Annotated in this window: 14 protein-coding genes and 2 pseudogenes; 5 read left to right on the top strand and 11 right to left on the bottom strand. The window is 70.0% G+C overall.

Annotation, left to right across the window (positions count from 1 at the left end):
* Positions 1-674: 674 nt before the first annotated feature.
* The 11 genes and pseudogenes from ACZ4WS_RS36420 to ACZ4WS_RS36370 form a co-directional block, all read right to left on the bottom strand.
* Positions 675-1,031, bottom strand: a complete 357-nt coding sequence (locus ACZ4WS_RS36420; RefSeq protein ID WP_467987162.1) for a Clp protease N-terminal domain-containing protein — start codon at positions 1,029-1,031, stop codon at positions 675-677.
* Between the two features lie 664 nt (positions 1,032-1,695).
* On the bottom strand, positions 1,696-1,944 hold the full coding sequence (locus tag ACZ4WS_RS36415; RefSeq protein WP_467987364.1) for a CDGSH iron-sulfur domain-containing protein: 249 nt from the start codon (positions 1,942-1,944) through the stop codon (positions 1,696-1,698).
* Positions 1,928-2,581, bottom strand: a complete 654-nt coding sequence (locus ACZ4WS_RS36410; protein ID WP_467987161.1) for a HemK2/MTQ2 family protein methyltransferase — start codon at positions 2,579-2,581, stop codon at positions 1,928-1,930. The genes ACZ4WS_RS36415 and ACZ4WS_RS36410 overlap by 17 nt, the downstream gene beginning before the upstream one ends.
* Positions 2,582-2,641: 60 nt before the next feature.
* Positions 2,642-3,631: an iron-containing redox enzyme family protein gene (locus ACZ4WS_RS36405; protein ID WP_467987160.1), complete on the bottom strand. Its 990-nt coding sequence runs from the start codon at positions 3,629-3,631 to the stop codon at positions 2,642-2,644.
* 249 nt (positions 3,632-3,880) lie between these two features.
* Positions 3,881-4,084 (bottom strand): annotated as a pseudogene (locus ACZ4WS_RS36400) (SRPBCC family protein); the annotation flags it as partial.
* A gap of 106 nt (positions 4,085-4,190) precedes the next feature.
* Positions 4,191-4,568, bottom strand: a pseudogene (locus tag ACZ4WS_RS36395) (gas vesicle protein K); the annotation flags it as partial.
* 529 nt (positions 4,569-5,097) lie between these two features.
* Complete coding sequence (locus ACZ4WS_RS36390; RefSeq protein ID WP_467987158.1) at positions 5,098-5,706, bottom strand: alkaline shock response membrane anchor protein AmaP; 609 nt, start codon at positions 5,704-5,706, stop codon at positions 5,098-5,100.
* Between the two features lie 30 nt (positions 5,707-5,736).
* Complete coding sequence (locus ACZ4WS_RS36385; RefSeq protein WP_467987157.1) at positions 5,737-6,438, bottom strand: DUF6286 domain-containing protein; 702 nt, start codon at positions 6,436-6,438, stop codon at positions 5,737-5,739.
* Positions 6,439-6,490: 52 nt separating this feature from the next.
* The gene (locus tag ACZ4WS_RS36380; RefSeq protein WP_467987156.1) at positions 6,491-6,793 is read right to left on the bottom strand and encodes an Asp23/Gls24 family envelope stress response protein; all 303 of its coding nucleotides are present in this window, start codon (positions 6,791-6,793) and stop codon (positions 6,491-6,493) included.
* A gap of 107 nt (positions 6,794-6,900) precedes the next feature.
* Entirely contained in the window at positions 6,901-7,071 is a 171-nt protein-coding gene (locus tag ACZ4WS_RS36375) for a hypothetical protein (protein WP_467987372.1), read from the bottom strand.
* A gap of 77 nt (positions 7,072-7,148) precedes the next feature.
* Positions 7,149-7,631, bottom strand: coding sequence for an Asp23/Gls24 family envelope stress response protein (locus ACZ4WS_RS36370; protein WP_467987155.1), 483 nt, complete (start codon positions 7,629-7,631; stop codon positions 7,149-7,151).
* A 151-nt stretch (positions 7,632-7,782) separates the two neighbouring features.
* Between ACZ4WS_RS36370 and ACZ4WS_RS36365 the strand changes: the two genes are divergently transcribed.
* The 5 genes from ACZ4WS_RS36365 (at position 7,783) to ACZ4WS_RS36345 (ending at position 10,220) form a co-directional block, all read left to right on the top strand.
* Positions 7,783-8,361: an RNA polymerase sigma factor gene (locus ACZ4WS_RS36365; RefSeq protein WP_467987154.1), complete on the top strand. Its 579-nt coding sequence runs from the start codon at positions 7,783-7,785 to the stop codon at positions 8,359-8,361.
* The gene (locus ACZ4WS_RS36360; RefSeq protein ID WP_467987153.1) at positions 8,352-9,023 is read left to right on the top strand and encodes an Asp23/Gls24 family envelope stress response protein; all 672 of its coding nucleotides are present in this window, start codon (positions 8,352-8,354) and stop codon (positions 9,021-9,023) included. Before ACZ4WS_RS36365 ends, ACZ4WS_RS36360 begins: the two co-directional genes overlap by 10 nt.
* Complete coding sequence (locus ACZ4WS_RS36355) at positions 9,023-9,400, top strand: Asp23/Gls24 family envelope stress response protein (RefSeq protein WP_467987152.1); 378 nt, start codon at positions 9,023-9,025, stop codon at positions 9,398-9,400. Before ACZ4WS_RS36360 ends, ACZ4WS_RS36355 begins: the two co-directional genes overlap by 1 nt.
* Before the next feature lie 37 nt (positions 9,401-9,437).
* Entirely contained in the window at positions 9,438-9,653 is a 216-nt protein-coding gene (locus tag ACZ4WS_RS36350; protein ID WP_467987151.1) for a hypothetical protein, read from the top strand.
* 393 nt (positions 9,654-10,046) lie between these two features.
* Positions 10,047-10,220 carry a CsbD family protein gene (locus ACZ4WS_RS36345; protein ID WP_467987150.1) on the top strand — a complete coding sequence of 58 codons (174 nt, stop codon included), beginning with the start codon at positions 10,047-10,049 and terminating at the stop codon, positions 10,218-10,220.
* The last annotated feature ends 53 nt before the right edge of the window (positions 10,221-10,273 follow it).

Raw genomic sequence — 10,273 nt, 5'->3', positions numbered from 1 at the left:
AGTGCTTGCGTCCGCCGACGCCGTGGCCGAGGGCGCCCACAATCCACAGGACGGCTCCGATGACGACGAGGACCACACCGATGGTCGACAGAATGCTGATTCCGACGACGAGGCCGATGACGAGCAGAACGACGCCGAGGACGATCATGGTGTCCTCCGATTTCGCTGTTGCCTCTTCCAGAGTAGGCACATCCGCGCCCCACCGCTCTGTCGTTCACACGGGAGCGGCGTTCGCCGAGGCGGGCTGGTCCAGGCGCGAGGCCGATATGGGTCTTTCCAGGAGGTCGGCGCGAGGGGAAGGGCCGGAATGGCCTTTACACGGCCCTGCGGCGCCGTCTGGAGAGAAGCCCGAGCGCCGACTGGCACTGACCGCGGAGCAGGAGAACGGGCCGGTGGCGGTGGTGCGCCGCTACTGACACGCGTACGCCTCAGCTCGGGTCATCATTCCGGGCCAACCAGGTGCCCAGCAGAGCTTCGACGGGCTGCACCGGGTGATCCTCCCACCGGCGAACGGTGCCCGGACTTGAGCGAGACGGGATCCGCCGATGTGTCTCACTCAAGTCCGGGTGGGTGAGCCGCGCGCTCTCCGATCGAAAGATGTGGTCACCCGTGCTTTGTTGAGCGAGCGTCCGCAGACGTGGCGCCGAGGGCTGCCAGGTCGAAGCCGTCGCCGGTCAGGACTGTGGCGGCCCTCCGTGGCCGACCTGGGCAAGGCCGAAGAGCAGGTCGTCGCAGTCGATGCGGTAGGAGCCGTTCGGCTCGGACCGTGCCTCCGCGATGGCGATGGCCTTGCCGGAATAGGGAGTCCAGACGATCCGGGCGGCTGCTTGGGAGGCGCCCGTGCTGAGCCGGGTCCCGACGGACCGGCGGACTGTCTCGGGGGAGACGCCGGCGGTCCGCAGGAGGCGGGTGGCGCTGTTGTCTTCCGTGGTGAGACCCCCCAATAGGTGCTCGGTGCCGATGTAGTTGTTGCGGTGCTGCACCGCTGCCTGCTTCCCATGGACCATCGCCTGGCGGAGGTCGCCGGTCATCGTCCCGGGGCTGTAGCGCTTGTGGAGGCGTACGAGCGTTGCTGGACCGCCTGTCGGGTTACGCCCGCGGCGGAGCCGATGTCCGTCCATGAGGAGCCGTGCATCCGGCAGTGCTCGACGTGCTCCTCGACCAAGTCGTCTGCCGAAGCCTGTAGTTGGCCTGCGAGTGGGTTGTGACTGCATCGGGTGACCGGCTCGGCCGCGGCGGCCAGTCGCTTCGACCGCGAGTACGGCGCCGGGTGCCGACGCGTTGGCGACGGCACCGGGACTGCCGCGCAGCGTGGCGCGGGGGTCTAGCGGGCGAGGCGACAGTGATGGGCTGGTCGGGGCAGCGGCTGAGGCCTTTGGCGAGCGCAGTAGCCCGGAGTTTCGTGCTGAACACGGACGCCGGGCCGTCTTCTGCGTGTGCCGGACCTGGTCAGCCGCCTGCACTGAGTTTGGCGGTCGTATGGCCGGTGACCCCTGCGGCGTTCCGGCCGACTTCCAGTACCGCCACGCTACGGCCAGGTTCCCGGGAGGCGCCGCCTCGATCCAGCACGCGTTCTGATCGGCTGCGTACGTGTTCATGGGGGTCGAGTTCCCTAAGCGTTTGTGACGAAGCACTGGCGGCGATTTGCGGTGCCGGGCTTGCCCCGGCCGGCGGAGGGGTGAGCGTCAGCGCGGATCAAGGATTGAGTTCCGATGTTGCCTCGGGCCCCGGACTGTCCATTTGGCTCGGCCTGCCGGGCCTGCGATGGCTGGTGTCGCACCACGGGTAGGTTCGGCTGCGGCGGCAGGTGCACAGGGCTACGCAGAATCGGTCGGACAGCACGGTGGTGCCGTCGTCCAGAGTGACTTCGACCGGGCCTTCAACGAGCAGGGGCCCTGCGCGCTGAGCTGTGATGCGGCGGCGTCGTTCAGTGGAGTCGTTCAGCACGGATGATCACCAGCTCTTCCTTCTCGTCATCGCCTTCCAGCAGGCCGCGGCTTTGCAGCCAGCTGCTTCGGGAGCGAAGGATGGGCCCGAACGCGATGCAGCGGTGTTCCACGACGTCTGCGTCCAGGCCTGCCGCCCGCAACAGTCTCAGCGTCTCTTCCGCGCCGCTCAGGGCGGACTGGACGAGGAGTAGAACTCCGCCGGGCCGGAGGAGTGCGGGTGCGTCCCGGCATATGCGGTCCAGAAGAAGACGGCCGTCATAGCCGGCGTCCCAGGACCGGGCCGCGCCGTGGCGGGGGCAGCCGGCGTCGGGTGAGGGTACATACGGCGGGTTGGACAGGACGAGATCGAAAGATCGGCCTGACACCGGAGCCAGCAGGTTGCCGCGCATGACGCGCAGCGGAAGTCGCGCCAACGCCGCGTTGACCTTGGCGTTGAGAACCGCCCGCCAGGATATGTCGACGGCTGTGACCTTCGCGCCCAGCCGTGCGGCGGCCAAAGCGACAGCTCCTGTACCCGTGCCGATGTCGAGGACATGAGCCTGCGGGCGTAGGGGTTCCTGACGCAGGGATTGCACGAGCAGATCGGTGTCGTCTTGTGGGGCGTAGACACCGGGAAGAGCAAGGGAAGTCATGGGGTCTCATCTCCGGTTCTCGGGGGCCTTGGAGAACCTGTTCGGGGCCAGGCCGGCTGGTCAGACGGGCGTACGCAGCGATGACTCGCCTGCCTGCCACGCGCCGAGGAGTCGCTCGGCAAGGCGGTCCTCGACGTAGTTGGTGGCGTCCACGCCGAACGCGACGTCGCCGTCCAGGTGGGGTTCTTCTTCGAGGAGGCCCGCGACGACTTCCCGGCGCACGACCTGCTCATGTACGGCGTCGGCTTCGACGTGCTCGTCGTAGAAGTGCTCGGCGGCCGGTCCCGCGCCGGTGCGCCGCATGGCCTGAGCGAGCCGCCGTGAACCGGGCGACGAGGTGATCTCGACGGTGGCGAAGTGACCTACCAGTGCGCCTCTCAGGGCGCGATGCAGTCCGAAGAGGGACATCAGGTTCACGACGGCGAGTGCCTCGGCGCCAGCCGAGTCGAGATAGCGCCCGTAGGTGGTGTCCAGGCCGAGGTCGGCCATGAGGTCGGCGAACAGCCGCGCGTGCACGCGATCCGCCCGGCCGCCGCCGAACTCGTCGAACTCCACGGCTGCCATGCCGGCCTTCGCCCGGCCCCACAGGCGGGGCAGTACCCAGGCGTGCGGATCGGCCTCCTTGAGGTGGTACAGCGACCGCTGTGCGGCGTATTCGCGTAGGTGCCACAGCTCCCCGTCGTCTTGGAGGTAGCGGGTGACCCCGGTGCCGTCTATGGGCTCGACGAGCAGTTCGTCCAGCGCCTCGGCGGCGCGCTCATGCCGTGTCGCCTGGTGGCGCAGGGCCTTGAGGAAGGGGCGCTCCAGGGCTGCCCGGGCCCTGAGCAGGTCGGGATCCCATTCACGGGCGGCGTTCACGTCAGCGAAACCCCGGTAGTGCAGCTCGTAACAGAGATACAGGCCGAGTTGCCAATCGTCGCCGAAGGGGGATGCGTCTGCAATCGCCCTGTCGTCGGGAGGCGGCCCTGTACTTCTCAAGTACTCAGTAATCGCCGTCGAGATTCTGCCCCGGCTCGGCGGCAATGGCGGTTCTTTCGACCAGAAATCCATGTGTACGGGGTACCCGTGATCCAGAACGTCGCACATGGCCGCTCTTCTCCGTGGCTGGGCCGAGGGCACTCGCTCTCCTGCTGGAAGCGGCGCAGGTGCCCATGGGGCGATGCCGGCCAGCCGCCGAAGGCGAGGAGCCCTGCTCACCTAGCTCGAAGTCCCGCTATGAGTGATCCGTCGGGGCGCATCTGAGTGAACGGTACATGTGTGCTGGTCGGTGACCACGCCATCGCGCGGTCACCGACCGGGGTTTGTGTTGGCCAGGCTCTGGAAGTGGACCATGCCCGTCTGCTGGGCGTCGCCACTGATTGTGCGCCAGGCGATCCTCTCGTCCGGGAGCTGGTCCACGATCTCGGTGTCGAACTTCCGTCGCACGCCGCCAATCTTGTCGGTCCAGTGGTTATGGGATTCGTCGAGCTGTGTCACTTCCTCAACGCCCTCCATGAATGGAAATCGACCTCGACAGATTCCTTCACGCGCGGAGTCGGACACGGCGATACGAGTACCCCTCATCGGCGACGGTACGGCGGGGAGAGATCCCAACTCGGTCGCCGGGGGTTCAGTCGGAGGGCGGCAGCAATGTGCCCAGCGGCCCGAGGTCGAGGTTGAGGTCCTCCATCGTCAGTCCGTACTGGGCGCACAGGTCGCTTATGCGGTCGTGGAGCAGCATGAGTGTCGCTCCCAGGCGTTCTTCCTGTTCGTCGGTGAGGTCTCCCTGGTCGACGCGGTGCAGGGCCTGTCGTTCCATGAGCTGGCGCAGCAGTTCCACGAGAGTGCGGACGAGCCTGATGAGGTCCCGTTCGACGGTGTCGCGGTCGGAGCTGATCCGCCGAGCCGGCGAACGGGAGCCCTTGCCGGCCGACGGGTCCAGGTCGCGTGGGGCGGCGGGCAGCAGCCGGAAGGCGCGTGCGGCGGCCTCCGCGACCTCGTCGGCGCGGCGCGGCGGCCGGCTCTCAGCTCTCGCGCCACGTCCGACTCACGCAGGATCTGCCGCACCAGCGCCTCCCCACCCCTGACCGAGGGCACGCCGATCTGCGTGCTCGCGGTCGTCGACCAAGGGCCCGGACTGCCGCCGGAGGAGAGGCGATCGCCCAGGGCCCGCGGTCGACTCGAACTCGACACAGGAGCCGGTGCCGGGCGCACGTTCCGCCTGGTGCTTCCTGCCCTTGGCTACGCGGTGCTTTCCCGCTCCGAGTTCGGCGGTGCCGGTCAAACGGATGTACCCGAGAGGCCCTGCGTGGCCCCGACCACCGTCTGGCCCGTGGGGACCGTCAGGTCGTCGGGGAGGGGTGACAACTTCGCCACGTACTTGCCGCGGCTCCCCGCAGACACCCGGTGACAGCCGGACGGTGCCATCCCCATAATCTTCGGGCGAGGGGTCGACGCTGCTCTGTCGGGGGCCGGTTCCACGGTGAACTATGGAAGACCGGCAGGGGGCTGGACCGGGGAATGGTCGGTCTCCTGCCTTACTGCGCGCGGTGCGGTTTGTGGTGGGCGACTTGTAGGCGGACCTCGGTGTGCGTGTGGGGGGAGCCGGTGGACCGACGAGCGGTACGGAGCGGGCCTTCACACAGGGCGTCGAGGGCGGCGCCGGGTGCACCCTGGGGGGTGAGAGCAAGCGTGACGCGGGTGCGGGGGTGGGCAGGCCGGCCAGTGATGCATACGGTCGCATGCTCAACCCCCGGCAGGGCACCGGCTTCGGCGGTGATCGCGTCGCTGAGCGCGCGGTCGCGCAGTTCGACGCCTTCCTGCGGGGGTGTGCCGCCGACGGGCAGCGCTCCGGGGCGGCGTCGTCGCAGTTGGGCGAGCAGCCACCACAGGGCGAGCAGGGCGACGAGGGCGAGGGCGGCAATGACCGCGGGCCACCACCACCAGCCCTGGCTGCTCCAGCGGGCCCGGTCGGCGGAGCCGAGCAGGACGTCGTCCGGGGTGGTCAGGGGCCAGCCGACGGGCGGGACCAGATCGTGTCGCCGGTAGATGTCGAGCCCGGCGAAGAGGATCAGCAGACCGCCGCCGAGCAGTACCAGTCCAGCGAGGGCCAGCAGACTGCGATTGAGTACGGTTCGCGGCGTCATGGTGTGGGCTCCGGTGCTGAGGGTTGTCGGTCAGCTGGTGCGTCGCCGCACCCGTACGACGATGCGGGGAGGGCGGGCGAGGACGAGCCGGTCGCGCTCCTCGTCGAGGACGGCGATGAGGTCGTCCTTCACCTGCCGGGGGTCGCGGAAGCGGACATCCGCGCGGGCCTTGACGCGCTGGCGGCGCACCCGGATGCGAGCCGTGCTGACTCCCGGGACCCGCATGGCGGCGTCGCGCAGCAGGTCGGCGGCGCCGTCGCGGTCCAGGGAGGCCCGCAGCCCGGGCGCCAGGGAGCGCAGGGGCAGCCAGTGGCGTAGGCCGGGGGTGAGGGCCAGGACGATCAACCAGACGCCGACGGCGGCGGCCACCGCGGCCCCCGTGAGCACCCATACGTCGTCCACGGGGCGGGTGGCCAGTTCGTCGGCCAGGTGCCGTCGCCAGGCTGCCGCAGGGCGTCCCGCCCGTACGGCGACGACGTCGAACAGCGCCGCGCCCGCCGCCGCGAGAATCACCGAGGCGACCAGCGCGGCCGGAAGGCGGCGCGCGGACCACGGGCGGTGGGTCCGGTGCCGTCTGTCGTGCTCGCCCGCTACCGGGTCCGGCGGAAGGGGCGCGTCGTGTGCGGGTGGACCGGGCTCCCTCGGCTCCCCGGGCTCCTTTGTCAGCGGCACTGTGGCGCGGCGCGCGGATGGCGCGGAGCTGCGTGCGGGAGGGTCCGGGTCGGGTGTCATTCCGGTCCTCCTTCCTGGGCGGCGTGCCCGGCGCCCCGGGCTGCCGGGCGGCTCACCGGACCCGTCCCCGGTTCGCGCCGGCGGCGGTCACCAGCCGCCGGACGGTGAGGGTGACCTCTCCCACCTCCAAGCCGGTCAGCTGAGCCACCCGTTCGGCGACGTCGTGCTGGATCCGCTCGCAGACGTGGGGGATGTCGGTGGGGTAGGGCAGGTCCATGGCCAGGTGCAGGCGCACCGATCCGGTACGGACGACGGCGGAGGCGCTGGGTGCCACCGGTCCGCTCCGGTCGGGCGGTATGGCGGCACGCCGGGACTGGGCCGTGCGTGCGGCCTTGGCGGCGATACGGGCGACCACCCTGTCAGGGATGACGGTGGCGCCTCTCTCGGCCGGAGGCGGCAGGTCGGCGGATCGCCCCGGTGGGCCGGGCCCTTCGCCAGGGGGTTGGGAACCGGGCCGGGCACTCACCGCTGCCTCCGCGTACGGAGGTCGAGGTCGCCCTGCACGACGAGGCCGACGATCAGCCCCGCCGCACCCAGAACCAGAACCAGCAGGAATGCCCAGAAGCCGCCGAAGTAACCGGCGAAGCCCAGGGCCATGCCGGCCGCGAGGCCCGTCGTCGCTGCGTTCATCATGCACTCACCCGTCTCGCGAAATCGTCCGTGTGATCACCCGCTCATGCCCAGGGCATGGCCGTGGTCACGGCGGTCGATCACCTCACGCGGCCCTCGTCCGGTCCGGCCTCTTCCTCCTCGTCGGGCAGGTGGACGTCGTCGACGGCGATGTTCACCTCGACGACCTCCAGCCCCGTCATCCGCTCCACGGCGCTGATCACGTTGGTGCGTACGCCGCCGGCGACGTCGACGATGGAGACGCCGTACTCGACTACGACGTCCAAGTCCACTGCGGCCTGGCGCTCGCCGACCTCGACCTTCACCCCGCGCGTGACGCCTCCGCCTCCGCCGGGGACGCGTTCCCGCATGGCGCCGAAGGCGCGGGCCATCCCCGCTCCCAGGCTGTGGATGCCCGGTACCTCGCGTGCGGCCATGCCCGCGATCTTGGCCACCACGCCGTCCGCGATGGTGGTCTTCCCCCGTGTCTCGGCCGGAGCCCCGGCCCCGGTACGGCCCTTCAGCGCGCTCACGCCTGTGTCGGGCCGGCTGCCCCCGCCGACGCTGGTGGTGTTGTCCGTCATGGCGGTCGCCTCGATGGGTCGGTGTGACACCTGCCTGGTGCCCCTCGAGAGGTTGGACACCCGGGGCGGCGTACCTCTCACAGACGTAACGTGTGATGTGCATCACATGGGCGTGGGCGCATGCTCTTCCCGAGCCCCCTGCGAGAGCGCCATGATTCAACGTCCTGCTTCCCCACGGCTGGGTTGCGACCTGCCGGACGAACTGCTGGCCGTGCGGGCGGCCGAGGGAGACGAAGACTCTTTCGCCATTCTCGTCCAGCGGCACAACCGGTCCCTCCTGGCTCTGGCCCGTGGCATGCTCGGCAACCCCCAGGACGCCGAAGAGGCCGTTCAGGACGCCTTCGTCAGCGCCTGGCGGCGTCTACCGGAGTACCGTCACACTGCGGAGTTCCGCACCTGGATGTACCGGATCACCGTCAACCGCTGCCTGACCATGCGACGGCGGCGCCGACCGCCGCCCCTCCCCCTGGATACCGTCGCCGAACCCGCGACGGGCGACGCGAGGAGCCAGCCCGCCCGGTCCGCCGAGCAGGACGCGGCCACCGCGGCCCTGTCCCGCGCGCTCGCCGAGCTGGACGCCGGGCAGCGGATCTGCTGGATCCTGCGGGAACTGCAGGGCCTGCCCTACAACGAGATCGCCCACGTGACACGGACCAGTGAGCAGACGGTGCGCGGCAGACTGTTCAGAGCACGCCGATCCCTGCAGGAGGCGATGGGCCCATGGCGCTAGACGACCCGCATGCCCGGCCTTCCGAACAGCCCCGAGCCGACGGGCCCCGCACCAGCCCAACCGCCGCCGACGTGCCCCCGTTCGCGGGTGATGAGGTACTGCCCTGCGGCCGCCTGCTCAGCCGGGTCTGGGAACAGGCGCAGGACGCCGCGCCGGCCGCAGATCCGCACACGGTGTCCTGTCCTCACTGCCGCGAGGCCGTCGAGGGACTGGCCACGGTGAACGCGGCCACCCAGGCGCTTCGTGCGGAAGACCCTCCCGGCCTGCAGGCACTCGCCGACCGTGTCATGAACGTCGTCAGGGCAGAGATCCGGCTCGGACGGCTGCTGCCCCTGGCCGACCCGGACCGGGACCTGCGGATCGCCGAGAGCGCTGCCGCAAAGGTACTGCGGCAGGCCGTGGATCAGGTCCCCGGTGTAAGGGCCGCGAACTGCCAGTTCGTACCCGCGGGCGAGGGCACCGACGTGCGGGTGACCATGGCCCTGGCCGCTGCCCTCGACCGCCCGCTGCCCGACCGGGTCCATCAGGTACGCCAATCCGTCCTCCGCTCGGCCGGACAGGACCTGGGTCTGGCCGTGACGGCCGTCGACATCACCGTGGTCGACGTACTGGAGCCGTGGCCACCCCTGAGCCCCGGCCACCCCACAGGCGGTGGCACGTGATGACCGCCACCGGTACGGCCACGCTCCTCGGCGTCGCGGCCGAGGCAACCCTCGCGGTTCCCGGCGTGGCCGGCCTGCAACCCCGCCTCGCCCACCGCCTCGCGGCAGCCGCCACGCCCACCCGGACGGATACCGCGTCGCACCGCACGCCGCCCGAGGCGGGCATCCGCGCCGACCGGGCGCCGGACGGTTCGGGATGGCGCATCGAGGTGCGCTGCGTCATGGCCGAGGGCCACCGAGCCCTGGACACCGCCAGGAACGTCCACGACCGTGTACGGACCGCCGTCACCTCCCACCTCGCCACCCACGGCGTCGCGGAGCCGGTCACCGTCGCGGTCACGGTGACCCGTATCGCCGCCCGATCCGCCACGGCATGAGCGCCGTGGGCACCCGGCCCCGCGAACCGTCACCGCCTTGAAGACCTTTGCGATGATGGGCGTGCTCCTGGCGGTGATCGCCTCGGGTGTGTTCGTGGTTCGGCTGTTCGCCACGAGGCTGCGCCTGGCGCAATGTGCCAGGGCCATGAGCCCCGTCCGCCTTGGCCAGGTCCGGCAGCTGCTCGGCTTCGACGGCGTACGCGTCCGCGAAGCGGTCACGGTGACAGGCGAGGACCTCGACCGTGGAAACTGACATGCGGACGCGGCCCCTGCGTGATCGACGGCTTCAGACACCTTGATCATCAGGGGTCGCGCCATGCGTCCCGGGACCGGCACTACCTCACCAAACCAGGCTGATCACAGCCATCCATCCATCTCGCCAGGCGAGAACGCTTCCGCCCTGTCTCCTGGGCCTTGCCGCGAAGCTGTTCGCCACGGCCTGACCACTGCATGGATTTGTCGCCCAGGACTTTGCCGAGGGTCTCCCTCATCTCGCCCCCTTGATCTGTTTCGTCCTGGCATTTCTTGGTGCTGCCGCATTCCGCGGACACGGCTGCGGGACCGCCTTGCGCACCGGTTGCGGAGACGTCATGCCCAGCGCATGGTTTTAAGCACCAATTCGAGCCTCATTGGAGGGCAACGGGTCATGAGCAAGGCGAAGGCGAAGGCCAAGCAGGTCAAAGGAAAGATGAAAGAGACCACTGGCAAGGCCATACAGGACGAGGGCATGCAGGTCGAGGGCCGTGGTGAGCAGATCGTCGGTAAGGCGCAGGAGACCGCGGAAAAGGCGACGGACCGCGTGAAGAGGACCGGCCGGTAGGACTGCTCGCTCCGGCGACACACCCGACGGGACGCACCGAGCCGAGCGAACGC

This window comes from Streptomyces sp. NPDC029292 (genome assembly GCF_055569295.1).
Note: the sequence above shows the minus strand (reverse complement) of the source record. Positions and strands in the feature narration are given on the sequence as shown.

Bases quoted from the DNA above. Each gene is read 5' to 3' on its own strand.
- ACZ4WS_RS36370 (WP_467987155.1), bottom strand. From the start codon at position 7,631: ATGACGGACAACACCACCAGCGTCGGCGGGGGCAGCCGGCCCGACACA.
- ACZ4WS_RS36420 (WP_467987162.1), bottom strand. From the start codon at position 1,031: ATGACCGGCGACCTCCGCCAGGCGATGGTCCATGGGAAGCAGGCAGCG.
- ACZ4WS_RS36365 (WP_467987154.1), top strand. From the start codon at position 7,783: ATGATTCAACGTCCTGCTTCCCCACGGCTGGGTTGCGACCTGCCGGAC.
- ACZ4WS_RS36405 (WP_467987160.1), bottom strand. From the start codon at position 3,631: ATGGATTTCTGGTCGAAAGAACCGCCATTGCCGCCGAGCCGGGGCAGA.
- ACZ4WS_RS36410 (WP_467987161.1), bottom strand. From the start codon at position 2,581: ATGACTTCCCTTGCTCTTCCCGGTGTCTACGCCCCACAAGACGACACC.
- ACZ4WS_RS36355 (WP_467987152.1), top strand. From the start codon at position 9,023: ATGACCGCCACCGGTACGGCCACGCTCCTCGGCGTCGCGGCCGAGGCA.
- ACZ4WS_RS36345 (WP_467987150.1), top strand. From the start codon at position 10,047: ATGAGCAAGGCGAAGGCGAAGGCCAAGCAGGTCAAAGGAAAGATGAAA.
- ACZ4WS_RS36390 (WP_467987158.1), bottom strand. From the start codon at position 5,706: ATGACGCCGCGAACCGTACTCAATCGCAGTCTGCTGGCCCTCGCTGGA.
- ACZ4WS_RS36375 (WP_467987372.1), bottom strand. From the start codon at position 7,071: ATGATGAACGCAGCGACGACGGGCCTCGCGGCCGGCATGGCCCTGGGC.
- ACZ4WS_RS36360 (WP_467987153.1), top strand. From the start codon at position 8,352: ATGGCGCTAGACGACCCGCATGCCCGGCCTTCCGAACAGCCCCGAGCC.
- ACZ4WS_RS36385 (WP_467987157.1), bottom strand. From the start codon at position 6,438: ATGACACCCGACCCGGACCCTCCCGCACGCAGCTCCGCGCCATCCGCG.